Annotated in this window: 23 protein-coding genes and 1 riboswitch; of the genes, 12 read left to right on the top strand and 11 right to left on the bottom strand. The window is 63.5% G+C overall.

Annotated features, from left to right (window positions below):
- Nucleotides 1-32 precede the first annotated feature (32 nt).
- The 3 genes from GDH07_RS02350 to tkt all read right to left on the bottom strand — a co-directional run bounded on the left by GDH07_RS02350 (nt 33) and on the right by tkt (nt 4,387).
- Nucleotides 33-1,196 (bottom strand): phosphoglycerate kinase, encoded by a 1,164-nt coding sequence (locus GDH07_RS02350; RefSeq protein WP_152896598.1) that lies wholly within the window; start codon nt 1,194-1,196, stop codon nt 33-35.
- Between the two features lie 17 nt (nt 1,197-1,213).
- A complete protein-coding gene (gene epd, locus GDH07_RS02345; RefSeq protein WP_152896597.1) occupies nt 1,214-2,278 on the bottom strand; it encodes an erythrose-4-phosphate dehydrogenase in 1,065 nt (354 codons plus the stop codon).
- 111 nt (nt 2,279-2,389) lie between these two features.
- A complete protein-coding gene (tkt, locus tag GDH07_RS02340; RefSeq protein ID WP_022641573.1) occupies nt 2,390-4,387 on the bottom strand; it encodes a transketolase in 1,998 nt (665 codons plus the stop codon).
- A 258-nt stretch (nt 4,388-4,645) separates the two neighbouring features.
- On the opposite strand from tkt, the gene GDH07_RS02335 reads away from it, so the two are divergent.
- From GDH07_RS02335 to GDH07_RS02320, 4 genes are all read left to right on the top strand, one after another.
- Complete coding sequence (locus GDH07_RS02335) at nt 4,646-5,641, top strand: ArsR/SmtB family transcription factor (RefSeq protein ID WP_053134009.1); 996 nt, start codon at nt 4,646-4,648, stop codon at nt 5,639-5,641.
- An 18-nt stretch (nt 5,642-5,659) separates the two neighbouring features.
- Nucleotides 5,660-6,850, top strand: coding sequence for a methionine adenosyltransferase (gene metK, locus GDH07_RS02330; protein ID WP_152896596.1), 1,191 nt, complete (start codon nt 5,660-5,662; stop codon nt 6,848-6,850).
- A gap of 223 nt (nt 6,851-7,073) precedes the next feature.
- On the top strand, nt 7,074-8,744 hold the full coding sequence (gene ligB / locus GDH07_RS02325; RefSeq protein WP_152896595.1) for an NAD-dependent DNA ligase LigB: 1,671 nt from the start codon (nt 7,074-7,076) through the stop codon (nt 8,742-8,744).
- Between the two features lie 120 nt (nt 8,745-8,864).
- Nucleotides 8,865-9,260 carry a DUF1090 domain-containing protein gene (locus GDH07_RS02320; protein ID WP_022641576.1) on the top strand — a complete coding sequence of 132 codons (396 nt, stop codon included), beginning with the start codon at nt 8,865-8,867 and terminating at the stop codon, nt 9,258-9,260.
- Between the two features lie 65 nt (nt 9,261-9,325).
- Here the strand turns inward: GDH07_RS02320 and GDH07_RS02315 are convergent, their stop codons facing one another.
- The gene (locus GDH07_RS02315; protein WP_031320657.1) at nt 9,326-9,775 is read right to left on the bottom strand and encodes a c-type cytochrome; all 450 of its coding nucleotides are present in this window, start codon (nt 9,773-9,775) and stop codon (nt 9,326-9,328) included.
- Nucleotides 9,776-9,906: 131 nt separating this feature from the next.
- Here GDH07_RS02315 and mltA point away from each other — a divergent pair, with 131 nt between their 5' ends.
- Nucleotides 9,907-11,091, top strand: a complete 1,185-nt coding sequence (gene mltA, locus GDH07_RS02310) for a murein transglycosylase A (RefSeq protein ID WP_152896594.1) — start codon at nt 9,907-9,909, stop codon at nt 11,089-11,091.
- A 54-nt stretch (nt 11,092-11,145) separates the two neighbouring features.
- On the opposite strand, the gene GDH07_RS02305 is transcribed toward mltA, so the two are convergent.
- Entirely contained in the window at nt 11,146-11,529 is a 384-nt protein-coding gene (locus GDH07_RS02305) for an MAPEG family protein (protein ID WP_053133995.1), read from the bottom strand.
- A 34-nt stretch (nt 11,530-11,563) separates the two neighbouring features.
- Nucleotides 11,564-12,397 (bottom strand): EamA family transporter, encoded by an 834-nt coding sequence (locus GDH07_RS02300; protein WP_343038096.1) that lies wholly within the window; start codon nt 12,395-12,397, stop codon nt 11,564-11,566.
- A gap of 299 nt (nt 12,398-12,696) precedes the next feature.
- Here GDH07_RS02300 and GDH07_RS02295 point away from each other — a divergent pair, with 299 nt between their 5' ends.
- The gene (locus GDH07_RS02295) at nt 12,697-13,956 is read left to right on the top strand and encodes a cation:proton antiporter (RefSeq protein WP_085594515.1); all 1,260 of its coding nucleotides are present in this window, start codon (nt 12,697-12,699) and stop codon (nt 13,954-13,956) included.
- A 57-nt stretch (nt 13,957-14,013) separates the two neighbouring features.
- Here GDH07_RS02295 and GDH07_RS02290 read toward each other — a convergent pair whose 3' ends face one another.
- Nucleotides 14,014-14,418: an acyl-CoA thioesterase gene (locus GDH07_RS02290; RefSeq protein WP_022641582.1), complete on the bottom strand. Its 405-nt coding sequence runs from the start codon at nt 14,416-14,418 to the stop codon at nt 14,014-14,016.
- 199 nt (nt 14,419-14,617) lie between these two features.
- A riboswitch (S-adenosyl-L-homocysteine riboswitch) is annotated at nt 14,618-14,724 on the top strand.
- A gap of 21 nt (nt 14,725-14,745) precedes the next feature.
- Here GDH07_RS02290 and ahcY point away from each other — a divergent pair.
- From ahcY to rhlE2, 4 genes are all read left to right on the top strand, one after another.
- Nucleotides 14,746-16,155 (top strand): adenosylhomocysteinase, encoded by a 1,410-nt coding sequence (gene ahcY / locus GDH07_RS02285; protein WP_152896593.1) that lies wholly within the window; start codon nt 14,746-14,748, stop codon nt 16,153-16,155.
- Nucleotides 16,156-16,344: 189 nt separating this feature from the next.
- A complete protein-coding gene (gene metF / locus GDH07_RS02280; protein ID WP_152896592.1) occupies nt 16,345-17,190 on the top strand; it encodes a methylenetetrahydrofolate reductase [NAD(P)H] in 846 nt (281 codons plus the stop codon).
- Between the two features lie 119 nt (nt 17,191-17,309).
- Entirely contained in the window at nt 17,310-18,125 is an 816-nt protein-coding gene (locus GDH07_RS02275) for a substrate-binding periplasmic protein (RefSeq protein ID WP_152896591.1), read from the top strand.
- 223 nt (nt 18,126-18,348) lie between these two features.
- Nucleotides 18,349-20,217 carry an RNA helicase RhlE2 gene (gene rhlE2 / locus GDH07_RS02270; RefSeq protein ID WP_152896590.1) on the top strand — a complete coding sequence of 623 codons (1,869 nt, stop codon included), beginning with the start codon at nt 18,349-18,351 and terminating at the stop codon, nt 20,215-20,217.
- A gap of 105 nt (nt 20,218-20,322) precedes the next feature.
- Here rhlE2 and GDH07_RS02265 read toward each other — a convergent pair whose 3' ends face one another.
- Nucleotides 20,323-20,919, bottom strand: a complete 597-nt coding sequence (locus tag GDH07_RS02265) for a YceI family protein (protein WP_031320659.1) — start codon at nt 20,917-20,919, stop codon at nt 20,323-20,325.
- Between the two features lie 32 nt (nt 20,920-20,951).
- Complete coding sequence (locus GDH07_RS02260) at nt 20,952-21,503, bottom strand: cytochrome b (RefSeq protein ID WP_022641588.1); 552 nt, start codon at nt 21,501-21,503, stop codon at nt 20,952-20,954.
- A 321-nt stretch (nt 21,504-21,824) separates the two neighbouring features.
- Here GDH07_RS02260 and GDH07_RS02255 point away from each other — a divergent pair, with 321 nt between their 5' ends.
- Both GDH07_RS02255 and GDH07_RS02250 read left to right on the top strand, forming a co-directional pair.
- Nucleotides 21,825-23,231, top strand: coding sequence for an adenosylmethionine--8-amino-7-oxononanoate transaminase (locus GDH07_RS02255; RefSeq protein WP_053133992.1), 1,407 nt, complete (start codon nt 21,825-21,827; stop codon nt 23,229-23,231).
- A gap of 73 nt (nt 23,232-23,304) precedes the next feature.
- The gene (locus tag GDH07_RS02250) at nt 23,305-24,024 is read left to right on the top strand and encodes a 16S rRNA (uracil(1498)-N(3))-methyltransferase (protein ID WP_152896589.1); all 720 of its coding nucleotides are present in this window, start codon (nt 23,305-23,307) and stop codon (nt 24,022-24,024) included.
- A 98-nt stretch (nt 24,025-24,122) separates the two neighbouring features.
- Here GDH07_RS02250 and GDH07_RS02245 read toward each other — a convergent pair whose 3' ends face one another.
- Together GDH07_RS02245 and GDH07_RS02240 are read right to left on the bottom strand one after the other, a co-directional pair.
- Nucleotides 24,123-25,025, bottom strand: a complete 903-nt coding sequence (locus GDH07_RS02245; RefSeq protein WP_103325372.1) for a transporter substrate-binding domain-containing protein — start codon at nt 25,023-25,025, stop codon at nt 24,123-24,125.
- Nucleotides 25,026-25,054: 29 nt separating this feature from the next.
- Nucleotides 25,055-25,405: a RidA family protein gene (locus GDH07_RS02240; RefSeq protein ID WP_022641591.1), complete on the bottom strand. Its 351-nt coding sequence runs from the start codon at nt 25,403-25,405 to the stop codon at nt 25,055-25,057.
- Between the last annotated feature and the right edge of the window lie 13 nt (nt 25,406-25,418).

Genomic DNA, 25,418 nt, shown 5'->3' with positions numbered 1-25,418 from the left:
CAGAACACTCCTTTGCCCGGCCAATGGCAGTCTCAGGCCTTGGCCCGGGCTTCCAGGACTTCGACCGCCGGCAGCACCTTGCCCTCGACGAATTCGAGGAAGGCGCCACCACCGGTAGAAATGTAGGAGATCTGCTGGGCCACGCCATACTTGTCGATGGCCGCCAGGGTGTCGCCACCGCCAGCGATGGAGAACGCCGTGCTATCGGCGATCGCCTGGGCCAGGACCTTGGTGCCATTGCCGAACTGGTCGAACTCGAACACACCCACCGGACCGTTCCAGAGGATGGTCTTGGACGACTTGAGCAGTTGCGCGAATTGCGCAGCGGTTTGCGGGCCGATGTCCAGGATCATGTCGTCGGCCGCCACGTCGGCGATCGCCTTGACCGTGGCCGCGGCGCTCTCGGCGAACTCCTTGGCCACCACCACGTCCACTGGCAGTGGCACGCTGACCTTGGCGGCGATGGCACGGGCGGTGTCCAGCAGGTCCGGCTCGTACAGCGACTTGCCCACCGGATGGCCGGCAGCGGCCAGGAAGGTATTGGCGATGCCGCCGCCGACGATCAGCTGGTCGCAGACCTCGCTCAGGCTGTTGAGCACGTCCAGCTTGGTGGACACCTTGGAACCGGCGACGATCGCCGCCATCGGCTTGGCCGGGGTATCCAGGGCCTTGCCCAGGGCATCCAGCTCGGCCGCCAGCAACGGGCCTGCCGCCGGCACCTTGGCGAACTTGGCCACGCCGTGGGTCGAACCCTCGGCCCGGTGGGCGGTACCGAAGGCATCCATCACGAACACGTCGCACAGGGCGGCGTATTGCTGGGCCAGCTCATCGGCGTTCTTTTTCTCGCCCTTGTTGAAACGTACGTTCTCGAACAGCACGACGTCGCCGGCCTTGACCTCGACACCACCCAGGTAGTCGGCTACCAGCGGCACTTCGCGGCCCAGGGCGCGGCTCAGGTAGTCAGCCACCGGCTTGAGGCTGTTCTCAGCCGAAAACTCGCCTTCAGTCGGACGGCCCAGGTGCGAGCAGACCATCACCGCCGCGCCTTTCTCCAGGGCCAGCTTGATGGTCGGCAGCGAAGCCAGGATCCGCGCGTCGCTGGTGACTACACCGTCCTTGACTGGGACGTTGAGGTCTTCGCGGATCAGCACGCGCTTACCTTGCAGATCGAGGTCGGTCATCTTCAACACGGTCATGGGTCGCAATTCCTGGGTTACTGAATATTAGAAGCAGAGAGTGGAGCGGCTGTTTGCAGGTAATGGCCCGCAACGTCCAGCATCCGGTTGGCAAAACCCCATTCGTTGTCGAACCAGGCCAGGATGTTCACCAGCCGGGGGCCGGAAACGCGGGTCTGACTGGCATCGACGATCGCCGAATGGGGGTCATGGTTGAAATCGCAGCTGGCGTGCGGCAATTCGGTATAGGCCAGCAGGCCCTTGAGCGGACCGCTGGTGGCGGCCTCGCGCAGGATCCGGTTGACCTCGGCGGCATCGGTGTCGCTGACCGTCTGCATGGTGATATCCAGGCAGGACACGTTGACCGTCGGTACCCGTACCGCTTTGGCCTGGATTCGCCCGGCAAGTTCCGGCAGCAGGCGCTCGATGCCCCGGGCCAGGCCAGTGGACACCGGGATCACCGACTGGAACGCCGAGCGGGTGCGGCGCAGGTCCTCGTGGTGATAGGCATCGATCACCGGCTGGTCGTTCATCGCCGAGTGGATAGTGGTGATGGACACATACTCCAGGCCGATGGCCTGGTCCAGCAGGCGCAGCAAGGGCACGCCGCAGTTGGTGGTGCAAGACGCGTTGGACACCAGCAGCTCATCGCCGCTCAGGCAATCCTGGTTCACCCCGTAGACGATGGTGGCGTCGACATCCGCCTCGCTGGCCATCGGCTGGGAGAACAACACCCGCGGCGCGCCGGCAGCGAGGAAGCGCTGGCCGTCCTCACGGGTGTGATAGGCACCGGAGCATTCCAGCACCAGGTCGATGTCCAGGGCTGCCCAGTCGATGCCTTCGGGAGTGGCACTGCGCAACACCTTCACGCAGTTGCCATTGATATGCAGACAATCGCCATCGACTGTCACCTCGCCGGGAAACCGGCCATGGGTGGAGTCGAAGCGTGTCAGGTATTCGACGCTGGCCATGTCGGCCAGGTCGTTGATGGCCACGATCTCGAACCCGGCCGCAGCCCCTCGCTCGAACAGAGCACGCAAGACGCAACGACCAATCCGGCCGTAGCCGTTGAGTGCAACTTTATAAGGACGCGATTGGGACATGGGGTTCTCGATCAGGCACGGCAGACGAACTTGTTATACGCACTCGCAAGCGGGGGCCGGTAAACCAGCCCCCGCTTGCGACTTTGGTGGACAGGCCACCACGTGCTTTTCTCAGTCTTCCAGCAGCTCTTCGGCCTGGCCCAGGATGTTGTCCAGGGTGAAGCCGAACTCTTCGAACAGTGCAGGCGCAGGCGCCGACTCACCGTAGGTGGTCATGCCGATCACGCGGCCTTCCAGACCCACGTACTTGTACCAGAAGTCGGCATGGGCGGCTTCGATGGCGATCCGCGCACCGACCTGCAGCGGCAGGACCGACTGCTTGTAGCCTGCATCCTGGGCATCGAACACACTGGTGCACGGCATGGATACCACACGCACCTTGCGGCCCTGCTCGGTCAGCTTGTCGAAAGCCTGCACCGCCAGGCCCACTTCCGAACCGGTGGCGATCAGGATCAGCTCAGGCTCGCCTGCACAGTCCTTCAACACATAACCACCGCGGCTGATATCGGCGATCTGACCGGCATCACGGGTTTGGTGCTGCAGGTTCTGGCGAGAGAAGATCAACGCCGAAGGACCGTCCTTGCGCTCCAGCGCGTGCTTCCAGGACACCGCCGATTCCACGGCGTCGGCTGGACGCCAGGTGTCGAGGTTCGGCGTGCTGCGCAGGCTGGTCAGTTGCTCGATAGGCTGGTGGGTCGGGCCGTCTTCGCCCAGGCCGATGGAGTCGTGGGTGTAGACGTGGATGACGCGTTGCTTCATCAGCGCCGACATGCGCACCGCGTTACGGGCGTATTCCATGAACATCAGGAAGGTCGCGCCGTAAGGCACCAGGCCACCGTGCAGGGCAACACCGTTCATGATGGCGGTCATGCCGAACTCGCGTACGCCGTAGTACATGTAGTTGCCGCTGGCATCCTCGGCACTGACGCCCTTGCAGCCTTTCCACAGGGTCAGGTTGGAGCCGGCCAGGTCCGCCGAACCGCCGAGGAACTCAGGCAGCAATGGACCGAAGGCGTTCAGGGTGTTCTGGCTGGCCTTGCGGCTGGCGATGGTCTCGCCCTTGGCCGCCACTTCGGCGATGTAGGCGTCGGCCTTGGCGGCGAAGTCCGCCGGCAGGTCACCGGCCAGGCGCCGTACCAGTTCGTTGGCCTCGGTCGGGAAGGCTGCGGAGTAAGCGGCGAAACGCTGGTCCCACTCGGCTTCAACAGCGCGACCGGCTTCCTTGGCATCCCACTCGGCATAGATGTCGGCAGGGATTTCGAACGGACCGTGGTTCCACTTCAGGGCTTCGCGGGTCAGGGCGATTTCCTCGGCGCCCAGTGGCGCGCCGTGGCAGTCTTCCTTGCCCTGCTTGTTCGGCGAACCGAAACCGATGGTGGTCTTGCAGCAGATCAGGGTTGGCAGCGGGCTCTTGCGCGCGGTCTCGATGGCGGTCTTGATCTCTTCCGGATCGTGGCCGTCGACGTTGCGGATCACTTGCCAGTTGTAGGCTTCGAAACGCTTGGGCGTGTCGTCGGTGAACCAGCCTTCGACCTCGCCGTCGATGGAAATGCCGTTGTCATCGTAGAAGGCGATCAGCTTGCCCAGGCCCAGGGTGCCGGCCAGGGACGCGACTTCGTGGGAAATGCCTTCCATCATGCAGCCATCACCCAGGAACACATAGGTGTGGTGATCGACGATGTTGTGACCGGGACGGTTGAACTGCGCCGCCAGGACTTTTTCCGCCAGGGCGAAGCCCACGGCATTGGCCAGGCCCTGACCCAGTGGGCCAGTGGTGGTCTCCACACCCGGGGTGTAGCCGAATTCCGGGTGGCCCGGGGTACGGCTGTGCAGTTGGCGGAAATTCTTCAGGTCGTCGATCGAAAGATCGTAGCCGGTCAGGTGCAGCAGCGAGTAGATCAGCATCGAGCCATGACCGTTGGACAGCACGAAGCGGTCACGGTCGGCGAAGGACGGATTGCTCGGGTTGTGCTTGAGGTAGTCACGCCAAAGTACTTCGGCGATATCCGCCATACCCATGGGGGCACCCGGATGGCCGCTGTTGGCTTTTTGCACGGCATCCATGCTGAGGGCACGAATGGCGTTGGCACGCTCACGACGGCTTGGCATCGCTGATCTCCTGAAGATTGGACAAAACAAAACGGAAAAAAGGCCTGCATTTTCCCTCAGGCGTCTGGCGGGGGCAATGACAGATAGTTACTCAAGCACGTTTTTCCTACGGCTAACCACTCAATCGACCAGGCAAACCCCGACACCGTTCCCCATCCTGGCTGGCGACAGCCCTGGATCGCCCTCGCACAGCTCAATATCAAAACTTTTTGATATTGGCCTTGCGGGCTGTTTCGGGCGCCACTAGACTGCGCTCCCATGAACCTGCATGTATCCAACATTCGCCATGACGATTGCGACGATCTGGCCGCCCTGTGCAAGGCCGGCGGCGATCCGTTACGGCTGAACGTATTACGTGCCCTGAGCAACGATTCCTTCGGCGTACTGGAGTTGGCGCAGATCTTCGCCATCGGCCAGTCGGGCATGAGCCATCACCTGAAGGTCCTGGCCCAGGCCGGGCTGGTGGCCACCCGCCGCGAAGGCAATGCGATCTTCTACCGCCGCGCCTTGCCCCACACCGAACTGCTGGGTGGCAAGTTGCATGCGGCGCTGCTGGATGAAGTCGACCAATTGCCCTTGCCGGTCGAAGTCCAGTCGCGGATCGGCCTGGTCCACGGACAACGGGCCGCTGCCAGCGAAGACTTCTTTTCCCGGGTGGCGGAGAAATTCCGCGCCCAACAGGACCTGATCGCAGGACTGACGCAGTACCGCGAAAGCGTCTTGGCGCTATTGGACAAATTGAGCTTCAAGCCAGAAGCCACAGCCATCGAGGTCGGTCCCGGCGACGGCGGATTCCTCCCCGAGCTGGCCCGGCGCTTTGCCCAGGTAACCGCCCTGGACAACAGCCCGGCGATGCTGGAGCTGGCACGCCAGTTGTGCGAGCGCGAAGCGCTGGCTAACGTCAGCCTGCAATTGGCCGATGCATTGAAAGGCATGCCACTCAAGGCCGACTGCGTGGTGCTGAACATGGTCCTGCACCATTTCGCGGCGCCAGCCGAAGCACTCAAGCAGATGGCGCAATTGCTGCAAGCAGGCGGTAGCCTGCTGGTGACAGACTTGTGCAGCCATAACCAGAGCTGGGCCAAAGAAGCCTGTGGCGATCTCTGGCTAGGGTTCGAACAAGATGATCTGGCCCGTTGGGCCACCGCTGCGGGACTGACTCCCGGGGAAAGCCTCTATGTAGGCTTACGTAATGGTTTCCAGATCCAGGTCCGCCATTTTCAGCGACCGGCTGGCGACACTCACCATCGGTAAATTTAGGAAACCGTCGAGATGAGCGAATACTCCCTTTTCACCTCCGAGTCCGTGTCCGAAGGGCATCCGGATAAAATCGCTGACCAGATTTCCGATGCGGTGCTGGACGCTATCATCGCCCAGGACAAGCACGCCCGCGTAGCGGTTGAAACCCTGGTCAAGACCGGTGTCGCCATCGTTGCTGGCGAAGTGACCACCAGCGCCTGGGTCGACCTGGAGCAGATCGTCCGCGACGTCATCTGCGAAATCGGCTACACCAGCTCCGACGTCGGCTTCGACGGCGCCACCTGCGGCGTGATGAACATCATCGGCAAGCAGTCCCCTGACATCAACCAGGGCGTCGACCGCGCCAAGCCTGAAGACCAGGGCGCAGGCGACCAGGGCCTGATGTTCGGCTACGCCAGCAACGAAACCTCGGCACTGATGCCAGCCCCGATCGCGTTCTCCCACCAGCTGGTGCAGCGCCAGGCCGAGGCCCGCAAATCGGGCCTGCTGCCATGGCTGCGCCCGGATGCCAAGTCCCAGGTCACCTGCCGCTATGAAAACGGCATCGTGGTCGGCATCGATGCGGTGGTGCTGTCGACCCAGCACAACCCGGAAGTCTCCTACAACGACCTGCGTGAAGGCGTGATGGAACTGATCGTCAAGCACGTGCTGCCAGCCGAGCTGCTGCACAAGGACACCCAGTTCCACATCAACCCGACCGGCCAGTTCATCATCGGCGGCCCAGTGGGCGACTGCGGCCTGACCGGCCGCAAGATCATCGTCGACAGCTACGGCGGCATGGCTCGCCACGGCGGCGGCGCGTTCTCCGGCAAGGACCCATCCAAGGTCGACCGTTCGGCAGCCTACGCCGGTCGCTACGTGGCCAAGAACATCGTCGCCGCCGGCCTGGCCGAGCGTTGCGAGATCCAGGTGTCCTACGCCATCGGCGTCGCCCAGCCGACTTCGATCTCGCTGAACACCTTCGGCACCGGCAAGATCAGCGATGACAAGATCATCAAGCTGGTACGCGAGCACTTCGACCTGCGTCCTTACGCGATCACCACCATGCTCGACCTGCTGCACCCGATGTACCAGGAAACCGCAGCCTACGGCCACTTCGGCCGCACTCCGGAAACCAAGACCGTGGGCGAAGACACCTTCTCCACCTTCACCTGGGAAAAAACCGACCGCGCCGAGGCCTTGCGCGCCGCCGCCGGCCTGTAAGCCTTCCCGCGTCACCAAGGCCCCGCCCGGCTATGCCGGCGGGGCTTTTTTGTACCCACGGATTTCTCCCTCCTGCCTCCATATTCCCTGCCTTACAACCAAAGTCGCCGTCCGGACCACCTGCCGGACCGACCGGGAAACAACCGGTAAACACCTGCCCCGCCCGTCCCGCATCACCGCACCTAACCTTTGAGCATGACCTTTCCGGGCAAGGACGCTCGCCATGCTGCCAAGACTGCTCCTGCTGACGATCTTCATCCCGCTGTCGACCCAGGCCCATTGCCCGGACTGGCCGACAACCCGGGCCGACGTGGAGATCACTACCCTGCACCAACAGCTCCAGCGCTGGGATACCAGCTATCACCGGGACGGCCAGGCGCTGGTTGCCGATGAACTCTACGATCAGGCCCGCCAGCGCCTGGATACGCTGCAAAGCTGCTTCCCCCTCGCGCCCCAGGCCAGATCCCGTCCGCTGGCCAGCGCCCGCGGCAATATCGCTCACCCGGTGCCCCATACCGGAGTGGAAAAGCTCCCGGGCGCCGACGCCGTGCGACTCTGGTTGCGCAACCGTCGGGAAGTCTGGGTGCAGCCCAAGATCGACGGCGTGGCCGTGAGCCTGATCTACCGCAAGGGCCGCTTGCACCAGGCACTGAGTCGGGGCGATGGTCAGCAGGGCCACGACTGGAGCAGCGTGGCCCGGCAGATCCCGGCCATTCCCCAACAGTTACCGCAGCCCGTGGACCTGTTGCTCCAGGGTGAGCTGTACCAGCGCCTGGAGGGCCACGTGCAGGCCCGGGCCGGCAGCCGCAATGCCCGTAGCCGAGTGGCGGGCTGGATGGCCCGCAAACACCTGGAACCCGATGCCGCGGCACAAATCGGCTTGTTCGTCTGGGATTGGCCACAAGGGCCACAAGCGATGGATGAACGCCTGGAGCAGTTGGCCAAGCTGGGTTTTACCGAAGGCCGCGAATACAGCCGCAGGATCGCCAACTTCGACGCGGCCCAGCATTGGCGCGAACACTGGTACCGCTCGGCGCTACCCTTCGCCAGCGACGGAATCATCCTGCGCCTGGGCCGACGCCCCGCGGCCGAACGATGGCAGGCCCGGAACCCGCACTGGATCGCCGCCTGGAAGTACCCTTACATCCAGGCCTTGGCCAATGTCCGCGAGGTAGAGTTTCGCGTCGGTCGCACCGGGCGCATCACACCACTGCTGCACATCGAACCGGTCACACTCGACGATCGGCAGATCCGCCGGGTAAGCGCTGGCTCGCTACGCCGCTGGCGCGAGCTGGACATCCTCCCCGGCGACCAGGTGGCCGTCAGTCTCGCCGGCCTGACCATTCCCCGCCTGGATGACGTGGTCCTCAGGGCACCGCAGCGTCCACCGCTCCAGGCGCCGGTGCAGAGCGACTTCCACGCGCTGAGCTGCTGGCAACCCTCCCCCGGATGCGAGAGCCAGTTCCTGGCACGCCTGACCTGGCTCAGTGGCAAGCAGGCCCTGAACCTGGAGCATGTCGGCGAGCAAACCTGGGTACGACTGGTCCAAGCGGGGCGAATCAAGAGCCTGCTGGATTGGTTGACCCTCGACCAGGCAGAGCTTGTTAACATGGCCGGCTTCGGCGAACGCAGCAGCGCACGCCTGCTCGAAAGCCTGCACAACGCCAGGCGGCGACCCTTCGCGCTTTGGCTGAAGGCCCTGGGCTTGCCGCCCAGTGGCGCGGCCGACCTGGGCGGGCCATGGCAGGCGCTGGCACTCAAGAGCAGCCTGGACTGGCAACAAGAAGCCGAGGTTGGGGTGGAGCGCGCAGAGCGACTGGCAGCGTTCTTTCGCGACCCGCAGGTGCTGGCCTTGCGTGCCACCCTGAATGACGCCGGCGTCGAAGGTTTTTAGTCGCTCACCTGGGTCGGGTATTGAACCACCTGGTCCGAAATGGGCTCCAACAGCCCATTCCGGCACGCCCCAGTATTACTTCATTGGTTATTTTTTGATCTTTTTCACCTGGAGCCGTCAATGAACATCTTTCCTTCGCTCGCAGCCCTGACCCTATGCGGCTTGATGAGCGCGCCACTGTTGGCCAACGAGCAAACACCCGAACTGACCGGCTGCGCCGCCAAGCGCCAGGCCATCACGACCCAGATCGAACAAGCCAAGGCCCACGGCAACAGCGATCAGCAGGCCGGCCTGGAACGCGCACTGAATGAAGTCACCACCCATTGCACCGACGCCTCGCTGAAGAAAGAGCGGGAAAACAAGGTCCTCGACGCCAAGCACGAAGTCAGCCGCCGCCAGGCCGACCTGGAAAAGGCCATGAAGAAGGGCGACTCGGAGAAGATCAACAAGCGCAAGGACAAGCTCGCCGAATCCCGCAAGGAACTGCAGCAAGCCCTGGACGATCTGGACAAGTAGGTCGGGCACTGCCCCGACATGACGAGGAGCCCCGGCATCCCTGCCAGGGCTTTGCCCGGCCGGGATCAGTGATTACGAAACTCTTTGTGGCAGGCGCTACAGGCGTCCTCGACCTTCTGCACCGCCGGGCCAAGGTTGCTGGCCTTGTAGGGCTGGACCTGGCTGGCGACCACCAGTTCACCGGTGGCTGCCTCCAGGACCCGGGCCAGCTCCTGGAAGCGTGCCTGCCGGCGCCAGACATCATCGGTGGCGCTGGTGTGGTCTTCTTCCTTGACCGCAGGGAAGTGCTTCCAGGGCTCGTGGGACAGGTTGTCGAGCTTCACTGCGCCCTCGGCGAAACGCGCACCGTCGAACGGGATGCGTCCGCGGAGCATGCCTCCCAGGTCTTCGCCGGTCTTGAGCATCTGCTTGAAGATCGCCTTGCGCTGGCCCAGGGGAGAATTGGGATCGACCCCACCGCAGGCGGAAAGCGTCAGGCAGGCCAGCAATACAACAGAGAGTCTTTTTAACGTCATGGTGGCTTCAGGTCAGGTCACGGAAAACGGCGGCCAGTATCCTCGCCTCCCGGACAAAGACCAATAGCCCTATTAATAATATGGGTTGTCCTCCGCCATGAATGCGGGACGTCCCCCCAAGGAAACACAGCATGAACCCGAGTTTTCCCCGCTGGTGCCGCCACTGGTTCTGGACCGTCCCGGCCCTGGCGCTGCTCGCCGGTTGCAACGGCGGCGACACTGAACAGCCCCCCTCTCAGCCACAGACCCACGCCCTGGCCACCTACAACAGCGCCCCCTGGGAGGCGCTGCCCGCAGTAGCCGACAACGACCTGCTGGCTGGCTTCGGCTCCTGGCGCAGCGCCTGCACCCGGCTCAAGACCGATCCGGTGTGGGGCGCCACCTGCGCCGCCGCGGCCAACGTGCCCCAGAGCCCCGAGGCGATCCGTGGTTTTCTCAAGGAACGCCTGCAGGTCTACGGCCTGCGCTCGGGCAGCGGCAGCACCACGGGCCTGATCACGGGCTACTACGAGCCGGTGTATCCCGGCAGCCTGGCCCAGACCAAGACGGCCAACGTACCAGTGTATGGCGTGCCGGACGACATGATCGTGGTCGCCCTGGACAGCCTCTATCCCGAACTCAAGGGCAAGCGCCTGCGGGGACGGCTCGAAGGCCGGGTGCTCAAGCCCTACGACGATGCCGCGACCATCGAGGCCCAGGGCGTCAAGGCGCCGGTGATCGCCTGGCTGACCGACCCCATGGACCTGCAATTCCTGCAGATCCAGGGTTCGGGCAGGATCCAGCTGGACGATGGTCGCCAACTGCGTATCGGTTATGCCGACCAGAACGGCCACCCGTACCGGCCTATCGGTCGCTGGCTGGTGGAGCAAGGCGAACTGAAGAAGGAAGAAGTGACCATGGGCACCATCGCTGCCTGGGCCAAGGCCCACCCGGCGCGGATTCCCGAGCTGCTGGGCAGCAACCCGAGCTATGTGTTCTTCAACCGCAACCCGGACAGCAACGAAGGGCCGCGCGGCTCCCTGAACGTGCCCCTGACCTCGGGCTACAGCGTCGCCGTGGACCGCAAGGTGATTCCCCTGGGCAGCCTGCTGTGGTTATCCACCACCCGCCCCGACGGCAGCAGCCTGGTACGCCCGGTTGCAGCCCAGGACACCGGCGGCGCGATCACCGGGGAAGTGCGCGCCGACCTGTTCTGGGGAACTGGCGATGCAGCCGGGCAACTGGCCGGCGACATGAAGCAACCAGGCCAGATCTGGATGCTCTGGCCCAAGGACATGCCGCTGCCCCAGGTGCCGCAAGTCGCCAATACTCCGTAACGCCTCCAGCCGGAACCAGCTTGTCGACCTGGGCGTCGACAAGCCCGGCCAGCCTCAGATAGAGACGAAGAAGAAGCTGGCGATCAGCCCCATGCCCACGAACCACACCAAAGAACGCAGCACTGCCCAATCCGCCAGGTAGCAGATCATGTACAGCAGGCGACTGGTGATGAACAGCACCGCCAGCACGTTGATGGTCACCAGCTCGGCGTTGCCCGCCACATGGGCAATGATCACTGCGGCGGCAAAAGCCGGAGTCACCTCGAAGCCATTGAGCTGTGCGCAATGCGCACGCTTTGGCAGACCCTCCAGGGTACTCAGGAAGCCCCGTGGATCATGGTTGTGCCGGAGCCCGTAGTTGCCAGCGCCCTTGGCGATGGCGGTGCACAGGTATGGCAGGGCGATTGCGATCAATACACACCAGAACGCGACAGTCATAACGTAAATCCTTTTTTAGAGTTTTAGGGAGTGCTCACAGCTTCATCACCAACATGCCGATCAGCACCAGGCCACAGGCCATCAGCCTTGGCCGGCCGAAGGGTTCCTTCAGGTAGCGCATGCCGAACAGCACCACCAGAATCACACTGATTTCACGCAAGGCCGCCGCTTCGGCGATAGAGCCCAACTGCATGGCCCAAAGCACCAGAGCGTAGCTGAACAGCACGCAGAAGCCGACGCTCAGCCCCAGGCGCCATTGTTCACGCCAGAACAGGGCGAAGGCCGGGCGCTTCCAGACCACCGCCACCAGGGGAAAAGGCCAGGCGCTGAGCAACGTGACCCAGGTCAGGTAGTCCAACGGGTGTGCCCAGCGGCGCAGGGCCTGGCCGTCGATGAAGGTGTAGCAACCGATGCACAGGCCGATCAGGGCCACTACCGGCAGCATGCTCCAGGGCAGGCGCGCCCCTCCTCCGCCCTGCCAGAGCAGGCACAGCATGCCGAAGGGGATCAGCAAGATGCCGAGGATCTGCTGGGTGCTCAGGGCTTCGCCACCGAACCCCAGGGTCAGTGCCAGCACCACCAGGGGCGAAAGGCCACGCATCAGCGGGTAGACCAATCCCAGGTCCCCCACTCGGTAAGCCTGGATCAACAGGTAGCGATACAAGAGTTCGAAAGCCGCGGAAGCGAAGATCCAGGGCCAGAGTTCCTGGGGCGGCCATTGCAGGAAGAACAGCATGCCGACCACGAACAGCAAGGCCACGCTGTCCATGCAGGCCACCACCAGCAGCCGCTCGCCACTGAACTTGATCAGCGTGTTCCATGCCGCATGCAACAGCGCCGCCATCAGAACCAGAGTTGTCGCCAGCACCTCGTCTCCCTGCCTGAACATCATCGCGAAGCGGCGATCCTCGCATGCCGCCCGCCTCGGTTGCACGGAGCATCGACACTTTTGGCCGGGTAGGCGGCGAGTTCGTCCGCATGGACATGGGGCCGAGTTTGTCCCCGGGACTGCAACATCGCCGCTTCGACGTGGTCAATGTGTCGATTACCGCCATGCCTGATGGCAACTTGCCTCGTCGCCACTGTGCCCCTGGACGGCACCGGGACATCAAACCCTTGGCCTGAACGACTTCAGGCTATTTTCCACGATCATCCAAAGGAGTCCGGATGCTTGAACTTGTCGCTGCCTTTATCTGCCTGACGACCCTGCTGACCTACGTCAATTTCCGTTTCATCGGCCTGCCACCGACCATTGGCGTGATGGTCACCGCCCTGCTGTTCTCCCTGCTGCTGCAGGGGCTGACCTACCTGGGCTACCCCGGCCTGGAAGAACATGTCGAAGAACTGATCGGCAAGATCGACTTCGGCGACCTGCTGATGAACTGGATGCTGTCGTTCCTGCTGTTCGCCGGCGCCCTGCACGTCAACCTCAACGACCTGCGCAGCTATCGCTGGCCCATCGGCCTGCTGGCGACGGTCGGGGTGCTGATCGCCACCTTCGTCATCGGCAGCCTGGCCTACTGGATCTTCGGCCTGTTCGGCTGGCACGTGAGCTTCCTCTACTGCCTGCTGTTCGGCGCGCTGATCTCGCCAACCGATCCGATCGCGGTGCTGGGCGTGCTGCGTACCGCCAATGCCTCCAAGCCGTTGAAGACCACCATCGTCGGCGAATCGCTGTTCAACGACGGTACGGCGGTCGTGGTGTTCACCGTGCTGCTGGGCATCGCGCAACTGGGCGAAACCCCCACCGTAGGCGCCACTGCCTGGCTGTTTGTGCATGAGGCCATTGGCGGCGTGCTGTTCGGCGGCCTGATCGGCTACCTGGTGTACCTGATGATCAAGAGCATCGAGCAGCACCAGATCGAAGTGATGCTGACCCTGGCCCTGGTGATCGGTGGGTCGGCCATGGCCAGCGAGATCCATGTCTCGGCACCCATCGCGATGGTGGTGGCGGGCCTGATCATCGGCAACCTGGGACGCAACCTGGCGATGAACGACATGACCCGGCGCTACCTGGATGGTTTCTGGGAATTGCTCGATGACATGCTCAACGCGCTGCTGTTCGCCCTGATCGGCCTGGAGCTGTTGCTGCTGCCATTCAACTGGCTGCACCTGGCGGCGGCCAGCCTTTTGGCGTTGGCCATCGTGGCCTCGCGCCTGCTTACCGTGGCCCCGGCGATCCTGCTGTTGCGCCGCTGGCGCAGCGTGCCCCGGGGCACCATCCGCGTGCTGACCTGGGGCGGCCTGCGCGGCGGTGTCTCGGTGGCGCTGGCGCTGGCCCTGCCCCTGGGGCCGGAGCGGGACCTGGTGCTGAGCATCACCTACATCGTGGTGTTGTCGTCGATCCTGCTGCAGGGCCTGACCATCGGCAAGCTGGTGCGCCACGTCACCAACGAGGCGCCGGCAGGCAAGGCCGAAGCCCACTGATCCACGGGCCGTCGCACGCGGCAGGCCAATCTGCCTGCCGCGTACACCCGAGCCGGCTCAGGCGCCGGGCTCGTCGTCCTTGAACTGATCCTTGACGTACTTGATCTCGGTGCGACCGTGAGGGGCCGGCAAGCCGTCCTCTCCCAGGTTGACGAAGACCATTTTCTCCACCGTGAGGATCGACTTGCGAGTGATCTTGTTGCGCACTTCGCAAGTCAGGGTGATGGAGGTACGCCCGAACTCGGTGGCGGTGATACCCAGTTCGATGATGTCGCCCTGGCGCGAGGCGCTGACGAAGTTGATTTCCGAAATGTACTTGGTGACCACGCGCTGGTTACCCAACTGGACGATGGCGTAGATCGCCGCTTCTTCGTCGATCCAGCGCAGCAGGCTGCCACCGAACAGCGTGCCATTGGGGTTGAGGTCTTCGGGTTTTACCCACTTGCGGGTGTGGAAATTCATGTTCACTCCTGACCGTCCTGCCATTTGATGCCCGGCATGATGGCAGAGCGGGCAGCCTCGCTCTACGCAACCTCGACTATGGTCTCGATTGAGGAACTTCATCCAGGCGACAGAAACACTTTGGGAAGTCTGGCTCAGGTCGCTATAATCGCCACCGTTTCGAAACGGTCATCTACCCTTGATACCGTTTTCCCGCCACCTGTCCGAGGGGCGCTGCAGCAGGCTCGGCCTGTCAGGCTCGGATGGGGCGTTGTCGGTACGGGACTTCCCATACGGACACTAAACGCACAACGGCGCCCATTCGCACATTACGAATGGAGGCTCTTCATGAGCGCTGTCAACACGCCTGCAGATTTTACCGATTACAAAGTCGCCGACATTTCCCTGGCTGCCTGGGGCCGCCGCGAAACCATCATCGCTGAATCGGAAATGCCAGCCCTGATGGGTCTGCGTCGCAAGTACCTGGCCGAACAACCGCTCAAGGGCGCGAAGATCCTCGGCTGCATCCACATGACCATCCAGACCGCCGTGCTGATCGAGACCCTGGTTGCCCTGGGCGCCGAGGTTCGCTGGTCGTCCTGCAACATCTTCTCGACCCAGGACCAGGCCGCTGCATCCATTGCCGCCGCCGGCATCCCGGTCTTCGCCTGGAAAGGCGAGACCGAGCAAGAGTACGAGTGGTGCCTGGAGCAGACCATCCTCAAGGACGGCAAGCCTTGGGACGCCAACATGATCCTCGACGACGGCGGCGACCTGACCGAACTGCTGCACAAGAAGTACCCGGCTGTCCTGGAGCGCGTCCACGGCGTGACCGAAGAAACCACCACTGGCGTGCACCGCCTGCTGGACATGCTGGCCAAGGGCGAGCTGAAGGTTCCTGCGATCAACGTCAACGACTCGGTGACCAAGAGCAAGAACGACAACAAGTACGGCTGCCGTCACAGCCTGAACGACGCCATCAAGCGTGGTACCGACCACCTGCTGTCCGGCAAGCAAGCCCTGGTGATCGGCTACGGTGACGTGGGCAAGGGCTCGGCCCAGTCCCTGCGTCAGGAAGGCATGATCGTCAAGGTCACCGAAGTCGACCCGATCTGCGCCATGCAGGCCTGCATGGACGGTTTCGAGCTGGTCTCGCCGTTCATCGACGGTATCAACGACGGTACCGAAGCGAGCACCAACAAGGACCTGCTGGGCAAGATCGACCTGATCGTGACCACCACCGGCAACGTCAATGTTTGCGACGCCAACATGCTCAAGGCCCTGAAGAAGCGCGCCGTGGTCTGCAACATCGGTCACTTCGACAACGAAATCGACACCGCCTTCATGCGCAAGAACTGGGCATGGGAAGAAGTGAAGCCTCAGGTACACAAGATCCACCGTACCGGCCACGGCGATTTCGATCCACAGAACGACGACTACCTGATCCTGCTGGCCGAAGGCCGCCTGGTGAACCTGGGCAACGCCACCGGTCACCCAAGCCGCATCATGGACGGCTCGTTCGCCAACCAGGTCCTGGCCCAGATCTTCCTGTTCGGCCAGAAGTACGCCGACCTGTCGCCAGCCCAGAAAGCCGAGCGCCTGACCGTTGAAGTGCTGCCCAAGAAACTCGACGAAGAAGTGGCCCTGGAAATGGTCCGCGGCTTCGGTGGCGTGGTCACTCAACTGACCAAGCAGCAGGCCGACTACATCGGCGTGACCGTCGAAGGCCCGTTCAAGCCGGACGCTTACCGGTACTAAGAGCAGCTGCAAGCCTTGAGCTTCAAGCGGCAAGTAAAGGCCAAAAGCCGACCTTGCCGCACGAAGCCCACGGCTTCGCCCCAATTTGCCAAAACAGTGTCAGGCTCCAGGCTCCAGGCACAAGAGACGAGCGCATCTCCGCTTTTCTTGCAGCTTGCAGCTTGCAGCTTGTAGCTGGAGGTCCCCTCCATGTCCCAAGACCGTCGCTACAGCTTCGAGTTCTTCCCCACCAAGACCGATGCTGGGCATGAAAAACTGCTTGCCACTGCCCGTCAGCTGGCCGGCTACAACCCCGACTTCTTCTCCTGCACCTATGGCGCTGGCGGCTCGACCCGCGATCGTACGGTCAACACCGTGCTGCAGCTGGAGAGCGAGGTGAAAGTCCCTTCGGCACCGCACCTGTCCTGCGTTGGCGATAGCAAGGACGACCTGCGCGACTTGCTGCAGCAATACCAGGCAGCCGGCATCAAGCGTATCGTCGCCCTGCGCGGCGACCTGCCTTCGGGCATGGGCATGGCCAGCGGCGAACTGCGTCACGCCAATGACCTGGTGAACTTCATTCGTGAAGAAACCGGCAGTCATTTCCACATCGAAGTCGCCGCCTATCCGGAAATGCACCCGCAAGCGCACAACTTCGAGGACGACCTGCAGAACTTCGTACGCAAGGCCAACGCCGGTGCCGACAGCGCGATCACCCAGTACTTCTTCAACGCCGACAGCTACTTCTACTTCGTCGAGCGCGTGCAGAAACTGGGCGTGAGTATCCCGATCGTGCCGGGCATCATGCCGATCACCAACTACAGCAAGCTGGCGCGCTTCTCCGACGCCTGCGGCGCCGAGATCCCGCGCTGGATCCGCAAGCAGCTGGAAGCCTATGGTGACGACAGCGCCAGCATCCAGGCCTTCGGTACACAGGTCATCAGCGAGATGTGCGAACGCCTGCTGCAAGGCGGCGCCCCAGGGCTGCACTTCTACACCCTGAACCAGGCGGAACCGAGCCTGGCGATCTGGGACAACCTGAAGCTGCCCCGCTGACCGGCAGGGCAACACCGGCCCCGGTGCCAACCGGGGCCTCCCTACCCGCGCCAGGCCTGATCTAGAGCGCCTGGAACTACCCCTAGCATTTGCATGATCTCTCGGCGTACTCTCCAGCAATGTCCGTCATTGCCCGGTTGCTGACAGCCCTTATCTACGCTTGCCTGAGCCTTGCCGCCCATGGCGAGACGCTGCGCATCGTCACCGAACCCTGGGCCCCCTATGTCTACGAGGAAAACGGCAAATCCCTGGGACTGGACTACGAGACCACCGCCATCGTCTTCCAACGCCTGGGCATCGAGGTGCAGTGGCAATTCCTGCCCTGGAAGCGCTGCCTGGCGATGCTGGAAACCGGCCAGGCCGACGGCGCCCTGGATATCTTCCACAGCGACGAGCGCGACAGCACCCTGCTCTACCCCAGCGAGGCGCTATCGGAAGTCGAGTTCGTGATGTTCTACGCCAACCGCCGGCCCCATCCGTTCAAGCACCTGGACGAGCTCAAGGGCCTGACCATCGGCACCTCCCCTGGCTACCTGTACAGCGAAGACTTCAGCAACTCCACGCTGTTCAACCGCGAACCCGCCCCCACCCACGAGGCCAACTTCGGCAAATTGCTGTTGGGCCGGATCGACCTGCTGATCACCGACAAGCGGGTCGGCCAGCATCTGCTGGACACCCTCGGCATCCGCGACCAGATCAGCCAGAACCCCCTGGTCATCAGCCGCCAGCAACAATACCTGGCAGTACGCCGCCAGGCTGGCATGGACCTGCTGGTGCAGCGCTTCGCCGCAGAACTCAAGCGTTTCAAGCGCGAACCGGCCTATGCCGCGCTGAGCGCCAGGTACGGGGCGGAACCCACCCTGCCGCCTGTCAGGTCGTCTTCGACCCGTGAATCAGAAAAAACCGTTGAGCAGCAGGAAAGCAGCGCACACTGAATGCTCTGTTATACTCCGGCCTCCCGCCAGGCTCACGCCCGGACGCTGGACCCTGTTCAAGGCATCTCCACCCCGCTACGGCGCAGCCGACCGGCCCGCGCGAGCCCTTGGTGGATGTTTTCCCAGGCCAGCAGGACCGGACGGGATTGCGTCCTCTTGAACGCCATTCGCGCCCGGCAAGATCATCCCTTTGGGCCAAGCCCTCACTAAAACAGGATTACTCATGTCCTTTGCTTCCCTCGGTCTCTCCGAGGCTTTAGTCGGCGCCATCGAAGCAGCCGGCTATACCCAGCCTACTCCGGTGCAACAGCGGGCCATTCCCGCCGTGTTGCAAGGTCGCGATCTGATGGTCGCGGCACAGACAGGTACTGGTAAAACCGGCGGTTTCGCCCTCCCGATTTTGGAGCGGCTGTTTCCCAATGGTCATCCGGACAAATCCCAGCGTCACGGCCCGCGCCAGCCTCGCGTCCTGGTCCTGACCCCGACTCGCGAACTGGCCGCGCAGGTGCACGACAGCTTCAAGCTGTACGCCCGCGACCTGAAGTTCGTCAGCGCCTGCATCTTCGGCGGCGTCGGCATGAACCCGCAGGTCCAGGCCATGGCCCGTGGCGTCGACGTGCTGGTGGCCTGCCCCGGCCGCCTGCTGGACCTGGCCGGCCAGGGCAGCATCGACCTGTCCCACGTGGAAATCCTGGTCCTGGACGAAGCCGACCGCATGCTCGACATGGGCTTCGTCCATGACGTCAAGAAGGTCCTCGCCCGCCTCCCGGCCAAGCGCCAGAACCTGCTGTTCTCCGCGACCTTCTCCAAGGACATCACGGACCTGGCCAGCAAGCTGCTGCACGACCCCGAGCGCATCGAGGTCACCCCGCCGAACACCACGGTGGAGCGCATCGAGCAGCGGGTCTTCCGCCTGCCGGCCAGCCACAAGCGCGCGCTGCTGGCGCACCTGATCACCGCTGGCGCCTGGGAACAGGTCCTGGTGTTCACCCGCACCAAGCACGGTGCCAACCGCCTGGCCGAATACCTGGACAAACATGGCCTGAGCGCCATGGCGATCCACGGCAACAAGAGCCAGAACGCCCGTACCAAGGCCCTGGCCGACTTCAAGGCCGGCGAAGTACGGATCCTGGTGGCGACCGACATCGCCGCCCGTGGCCTGGACATCGACCAACTGCCCCATGTGGTCAACTTCGAACTGCCCAACGTCGATGAAGACTACGTGCACCGTATCGGCCGTACTGGCCGGGCCGGTCGTTCGGGCGAGGCCATCTCCCTGGTGGCCCCCGACGAAGAGAAGCTGCTCAAGAGCATCGAGCGCATGACCAAGCAGAAGATCGCCGACGGCGACCTGATGGGCTTCGATGCCAGCGCGGTGGAAGCCGAGAAACCGGAAGTGCGCGAGCGTCCGGACACCCGCAACTCGCGCAACGCTCGCGCGCCCCGTGGCGACAACCCCAACGGCGGCGGTGGCGGCGGTGGTCGCAAGGACAAGGGCAAGGACAAGGGCGGCAAGGACAAGCCGGCCCGTGGCGAACGCCAGGCTCGCGAGCAGAAGCCTCGCGAGAACGCCGCGCCGCGTGAACAGCGTCAACCTGCCCCACGTCCAGAACGGGCGCCGGACGAGTTCCTCGATGACGACGTGGACAACTTCGGCAACCGCGCCGACTACGTCAGCCCATACCAGAACAAGGGCAACCAGCAAGGTCGCGGCCGCCGCCCCGGAACCCCGGGCCAGGGCCAAGGCACTGCTGGCAGTGGGCAGCGCAACGGCGGCCAGGGTCGCAATGGCAACCCGCGCAGTGGTGGCGGAACCAGCAACAGCAACGGTGGCACGCCGGCCAAACGCAACGGCCAGCGCAGTGGTGCTTCCCGTGATGGCCAGGGTCGTCGCGACGAGTCGCGCAATCGCCGTCCGGGCCGTGACGATCAAGGCCGCCAGGAACCCGCAGTGCAGAATCCACGGAGCAACCAGCCGAAGATCATGCACAAGGAGTCCAAGGTCGATCGTTTCCCGACGCCTGAGCAACTGGAGCAGTTGCCAAGCCGCCCACGGGGCGAAAAACCGGCCCTGCTGACGCGCAACCGCTAAGCGAGCTGTAATGCAAAACGCCCCTGGTTCTTGGGCCAGGGGCGTTTTCTTGTGCGTGCCATGGGTGCGGTAGCGCCCACGGCGGCGGCAGCTACAGGCGAAGCATTACTTGGCCTTCACACCTTCGAAGGTGATGTACAGGTCGACGTTGTTGGACGCCGGGCCCAGGTCCATCATCTTGCCGAAGTCCTGGCGATTGATGCTGGTGGTGCCTTCGAAGCCAGCGCGGTAGCCGCCCCATGGATCCTTGCCTTCACCCAGGAAGGTGGCCTTGACTACTACAGGCTTGGTCACGCCGTGCAGGGTCAGATCGCCGGCCACGTCAGCGGTCAGCTTGCCATCGGCGTTCTTGCCGGTTGGCTTGACGCTGGTGGAGACGAACTTGGCGTCGGCAAACTTGCCAGCGTCCAGGAAATCCTTGCTGGTGATGTGCTTGTCACGCTCGGCGTGGTTGGTGAACACGCTGGCGGTGCGCACGTTGACTTCGATCTTGGCGTCTTCCGGCTTGGCCGCATCGAAGCTGAACTTGCCGTCCAGATCCTTGAAGGTACCGGTGATGAAGCTGTAGCCCAGGTGGCTGATCTTGAAGTCGACGAAGGCGTGCTGGCCTTCCTTGTCGATCACGTAGTCCGCTGCCATTACCTGACCGGCCGCCAATACAGCAGATCCGATTGCCAGAGCGGCGAGAGTCTTTTTCAACATGCTTTCTATTCCTTTCGAGTCAAGGTTGAACATCAGGCTTTGCGGCCCAGCATACGGGTGAGGGTCGCATCACGATCGATAAAGTGGTGCTTCAATGCAGCCAGTCCATGGATGCCGGCAAAGACTACCAGCACCCAGGCCAGGTACAAATGCACCACACCTGCCACATCTGCCTGGTCCGGCAGTCCGGATACCAGGGCAGGAACTTCGAACAAGCCGAATACCGGGATACCCACGCCATCTGCGGTGGAGATCAGGTAACCGGCGATCATCACCGCGAACAGGCCCAGGTAGAGGAACGCATGTCCCAGCTTGGCGCCCAGTCGGGTCAGGCGGCCATGATTGGCCGGGGCCGGCGGCGGTGGGCTGACGAACCGCCACAGCACCCGCAGCAGCATGATCGCAAACAGCGTCAAGCCAATGCTCTTGTGCAGGTCCGGCGCGTCTTTGCGCCAGGTACTGTAGTAGTCCAGGCCGACCATCCACAGGCCCAGGGCAAACAGTCCGAATACCGCCAGGGCCACGCCCCAGTGCAGAACAATGCTTACCCAGCCGTAGCGCGAAGAAGAATTACGTAACTGCATTGTGTTGCATCCTGTAAGAAACGCTGGCCAAGACTATCGATTTACCTATCGAATTAAAGCGGAAATTTTCGCTTTGAAATATCGAGAAATACGATCGATAGTCTGTACCGAGCGAGTTAAGTAAAGATTAAGTCCCTCGAGTTCCTCTGCGGGCCGGTCCCCCGTTCCAGTGCCTTGACCTCCTTCACCGGCGTCTTTGCCCAGGGTGCGCCACACCTGCGGCGCCACCTCGCACAATAGGTTGTCCCACGGCCATGCATTGCATAGGCTTGCCCGATCGTTTGCCCGCGCCTTTTTGCGAGCACCTCCAGGAGACTTTACATGGGCCTGAATAACCAGTGGATGCAACGCGATCTCGCGGTGTTGTGGCATCCCTGCACCCAGATGAAAGACCACGAACAACTGCCGTTGATCCCGATCCGGCGGGGTGAAGGTGTCTGGCTGGAAGATTTCGAGGGCAAGCGCTACCTGGATGCGGTCAGTTCCTGGTGGGTCAACGTGTTCGGCCACGCCAACCCGCGCATCAACCAGCGCATCAAGGACCAGGTCGACCAGCTGGAGCATGTGATCCTGGCCGGTTTCAGCCACCAGCCGGCGATCGAGCTGTCCGAGCGCCTGGTGGCCATGACCCCCGCCGGGCTGGACCGGGTGTTCTACGCCGACAACGGCTCGTCGTGCATCGAAGTGGCGCTGAAGATGAGCTTCCACTACTGGCAGAACACCGGCAAACCGGCGAAGAAGCGCTTCGTCACCCTGACCAACAGCTACCACGGCGAGACCATCGCCGCCATGTCGGTGGGCGACGTGCCGCTGTTCACCGAGACCTACAAGGCGCTGCTGCTGGACACCATCAAGGTGCCCAGCCCCGACTGCTACCACCGCCCTGAAGGCATGGGCTGGGAAGAGCACTCGCGCAACATGTTCGCCGCCATGGAACAGACCCTGGCCGAACACCACGAGACGATCTCGGCGGTGATCGTCGAGCCGCTGATCCAGGGCGCTGGCGGCATGCGCATGTACCACCCGGTGTACCTCAAGCTGCTGCGCGAGGCTTGCGATCGCTACGACGTGCACCTGATCCACGACGAGATCGCCGTGGGCTTCGGCCGCACCGGCACCATGTTCGCCTGCGAGCAAGCCGGCATCCGCCCGGACTTCCTGTGCCTGTCCAAGGCCCTGACCGGCGGCTACCTGCCCCTGGCCGCCTGCCTGACCACCGACAAGGTGTACCAGGCGTTCTACGACGACTACCCGACCCTGCGAGCCTTCCTCCACTCCCACAGCTACACCGGCAACCCGCTGGCCTGTGCCGCAGCGCTGGCGACCCTGGATATCTTCGAACAGGACAACGTGATCCAGGCCAACCAGGCCCTGGCCGCGCGCATGGCCAGCGCCACCGCACACCTGGCCGACCACGCCCACGTCGCCGAGATCCGCCAGACCGGCATGGCGCTGGCCATCGAGATGGTCCAGGACAAGGCCAGCAAGGCCGCCTACCCCTGGCAGGAACGCCGTGGCCTGAAGGTCTTCGAGCACGCCCTGAGCCGTGGCGCCCTGCTGCGTCCGCTGGGCAGTGTGGTGTACTTCCTGCCGCCCTATGTGATCACTCCGGAGCAGATCGACTTCCTCGCCGAAGTGGCCAGCGAAGGCATCGACATCGCCACCCGGGACAGCGTCAGCATGGCGGTGCCCAAGGACTTCCACCCGGATTTTCGCGATCCGGGCTGAGGCCCGCCCGAGCGTGGCCGCACAGGCCACGCACCCGCACACCCCATCGATCCGACTTCAACAGAGACTGCAGATGAGATTGTCCCGCTTCTTTATCGACACCCCCCTGAGCCTTGGCGAGCACGAGCTGCCCGAAGCCCAGGCCCACTACATCGCACGGGTACTGCGCATGGCCGAGGGCGATGCGTTGCAGGTGTTCGACGGTTCGGGGCAGGAGTTTCGCGGCACCCTGGTGGAGGTGGGCAAGAAGCGCGTGCGGATCGGCCTCGACGAGAGCTTCGCCGGCCAGCCCGAGTCGCCGCTGCGCATCCACCTGGGCCAGGGCCTGTCCCGTGGCGAGCGCATGGATTGGGCGATCCAGAAAGCCACCGAGCTGGGTGTCGACCAGATCACCCCGATCTTCAGCGAGCGCTGCGAGGTGCGCCTCAAGGATGAACGGGCCGACAAGCGCCTGCTGCATTGGCGCCAGGTGGCCATCAGCGCCTGCGAGCAGTGCGGGCGCTCCAAGGTCCCGGTGATCCACCCGCCGCTGTTGCTGGCGGACTGGCTCAAACAGACCGCTGCCGACCTCAAGCTGGTGCTGCACCCGGTGGCCCAGCCACTGGAAAGCCACGCCCGCCCGGAGACCCTGGCCTTCCTGATCGGCCCCGAGGGCGGCCTGTCCGACGCCGAAGTCGAACAGGCCCAGGGCGCCGGTTTCCTGCCGGCGCGCCTGGGTCCACGGGTACTGCGTACGGAAACCGCGCCGGTGGTGGCCCTGGCCGTGGCCCAGCAGCTCTGGGGCGACTTCTAGCCCGTTCCCGCCGTTGCCTGACACACCGACGCCCATCGCCGGCAAGCCTGGCTCCTACAAGAAGCCGACCAGCAGCAACCCCGATCCCGGTGCGGCGTTTACTGCACCGGATCGCTGGTGGGCTTGGCGATGATCGCCTTCAGCTCGCTGGTCATGGGGAATTCCAGGTTCAGCCCCTTGGGCGGGATCGGCTGCTCGAACCAGCGCTGGTAGATCCCGTTGATCTCGCCGGAGCGATACAGGTCCGCCAGGGCGGTGTTGACCAGGGCCAGGAACTGCGGGTCGTCCTTGCGCACCATGCAGCTGTAGATCTCCCGCGACTGCTCCTCGCCCACCACGATCCAGTTGTGCGGATCACGGGCCTTGGCCCGCTCGCCGTAGAGCAGCGCATCGTCCATGTAGAACGCCGCCGCGCGCCCCGACTGGAGCATCTGGAAGGCTTCGCCGTGGTCCTTGGCGCTGATCACGAACATATCGATCTTGTGCTCGACGTTGTAGCTCTTGAGAAAGCGCTCGTTGGTGGTGCCAGCGGTGGTCACCACGTTCTTGCCCCGCAGGTCGGCGAAGCTCTTGATCCCGCTGTCCTTGGCGGTCAGCAACTGGCCCTTGACGTAGATGAAGCCATAGGAGAAGGCCACCTGCTTCTGGCGCTCGGCCGTCACCCCGGTGGAGCCGCACTCCAGGTCCACGGTGCCGTTCTGCACCAGCGGGATGCGGGTCTGGGAGGTCACCAGGTTGTACTTCACCGCCAGCTTGGGCAGCTGCAGCTGCTGCTGGATGCGCTCCACCACCTTGCCCGCCAGCTCCACGGAATAACCCATGGGCTTGCCGCTGTTGTCCCCCACGTAGGAAAACGGCACCGAGGCATCGCGATAACCCAAGGTAATACTGGCGCTGTTGGCGATCTTGGCCAGGGTTCCCTCCAGGGGTGCCTCATTGGCCTGGGCCATGGCGCTGAACAGCAGGCCCAGGGTGCAGCCGAGCAACGTGATCTTGTGCATTGTTATTCTCCGTTGGGGTTGAAGGCGCTTCAGCGACGGGTGGCGATGATACTGATTTCGACGAGGATTTCCGGGCGCGCCAGGGCCGCCTGCAAAGTGGTGCGCGCCGGTGCCTGGCCGGGGGACAGCCAGGCCGACCACACCTCGTTCATGCCGGCGAAATCCGCCTGGATGTCCTTGAGGTAGATGGTGGCGTTGAGCACGTGATCCTTGTCGCTGCCGACCTCGGCCAGCAGTGCATCGATCTTCTCCAGGACCTCGCGGGTCTGCCCGGCGATGTCCTGGCTGGCCCCCGGCACCTGGCCGGAAAGGAACACCAGTTCGGCGAAGGTCACGGCGCCACTCAGGCGGTTGTTGCTATGCAGACGCTGGATACTCATTGGAAACACTCCT

The organism is Pseudomonas piscis, assembly GCF_009380155.1.
GTDB classification, from domain to species: Bacteria; Pseudomonadota; Gammaproteobacteria; order Pseudomonadales; family Pseudomonadaceae; genus Aquipseudomonas; species Aquipseudomonas piscis.
The sequence above is the reverse complement of the archived record's forward strand: the minus strand, read 5'-3'. Positions and strand labels throughout refer to the sequence as shown.

Bases quoted from the DNA above. Each gene is read 5' to 3' on its own strand.
- GDH07_RS02260 (WP_022641588.1), bottom strand. From the start codon at position 21,503: ATGCAGTTACGTAATTCTTCTTCGCGCTACGGCTGGGTAAGCATTGTT.
- GDH07_RS02305 (WP_053133995.1), bottom strand. From the start codon at position 11,529: ATGACTGTCGCGTTCTGGTGTGTATTGATCGCAATCGCCCTGCCATAC.
- metF (WP_152896592.1), top strand. From the start codon at position 16,345: ATGTCCCAAGACCGTCGCTACAGCTTCGAGTTCTTCCCCACCAAGACC.
- GDH07_RS02255 (WP_053133992.1), top strand. From the start codon at position 21,825: ATGGGCCTGAATAACCAGTGGATGCAACGCGATCTCGCGGTGTTGTGG.
- rhlE2 (WP_152896590.1), top strand. From the start codon at position 18,349: ATGTCCTTTGCTTCCCTCGGTCTCTCCGAGGCTTTAGTCGGCGCCATC.
- GDH07_RS02295 (WP_085594515.1), top strand. From the start codon at position 12,697: ATGCTTGAACTTGTCGCTGCCTTTATCTGCCTGACGACCCTGCTGACC.
- GDH07_RS02320 (WP_022641576.1), top strand. From the start codon at position 8,865: ATGAACATCTTTCCTTCGCTCGCAGCCCTGACCCTATGCGGCTTGATG.
- GDH07_RS02275 (WP_152896591.1), top strand. From the start codon at position 17,310: ATGTCCGTCATTGCCCGGTTGCTGACAGCCCTTATCTACGCTTGCCTG.
- ahcY (WP_152896593.1), top strand. From the start codon at position 14,746: ATGAGCGCTGTCAACACGCCTGCAGATTTTACCGATTACAAAGTCGCC.
- GDH07_RS02245 (WP_103325372.1), bottom strand. From the start codon at position 25,025: ATGCACAAGATCACGTTGCTCGGCTGCACCCTGGGCCTGCTGTTCAGC.
- ligB (WP_152896595.1), top strand. From the start codon at position 7,074: ATGCTGCCAAGACTGCTCCTGCTGACGATCTTCATCCCGCTGTCGACC.
- tkt (WP_022641573.1), bottom strand. From the start codon at position 4,387: ATGCCAAGCCGTCGTGAGCGTGCCAACGCCATTCGTGCCCTCAGCATG.
- GDH07_RS02250 (WP_152896589.1), top strand. From the start codon at position 23,305: ATGAGATTGTCCCGCTTCTTTATCGACACCCCCCTGAGCCTTGGCGAG.
- GDH07_RS02240 (WP_022641591.1), bottom strand. From the start codon at position 25,405: ATGAGTATCCAGCGTCTGCATAGCAACAACCGCCTGAGTGGCGCCGTG.
- mltA (WP_152896594.1), top strand. From the start codon at position 9,907: ATGAACCCGAGTTTTCCCCGCTGGTGCCGCCACTGGTTCTGGACCGTC.
- metK (WP_152896596.1), top strand. From the start codon at position 5,660: ATGAGCGAATACTCCCTTTTCACCTCCGAGTCCGTGTCCGAAGGGCAT.
- epd (WP_152896597.1), bottom strand. From the start codon at position 2,278: ATGTCCCAATCGCGTCCTTATAAAGTTGCACTCAACGGCTACGGCCGG.
- GDH07_RS02315 (WP_031320657.1), bottom strand. From the start codon at position 9,775: ATGACGTTAAAAAGACTCTCTGTTGTATTGCTGGCCTGCCTGACGCTT.
- GDH07_RS02335 (WP_053134009.1), top strand. From the start codon at position 4,646: ATGAACCTGCATGTATCCAACATTCGCCATGACGATTGCGACGATCTG.
- GDH07_RS02350 (WP_152896598.1), bottom strand. From the start codon at position 1,196: ATGACCGTGTTGAAGATGACCGACCTCGATCTGCAAGGTAAGCGCGTG.
- GDH07_RS02290 (WP_022641582.1), bottom strand. From the start codon at position 14,418: ATGAATTTCCACACCCGCAAGTGGGTAAAACCCGAAGACCTCAACCCC.
- GDH07_RS02265 (WP_031320659.1), bottom strand. From the start codon at position 20,919: ATGTTGAAAAAGACTCTCGCCGCTCTGGCAATCGGATCTGCTGTATTG.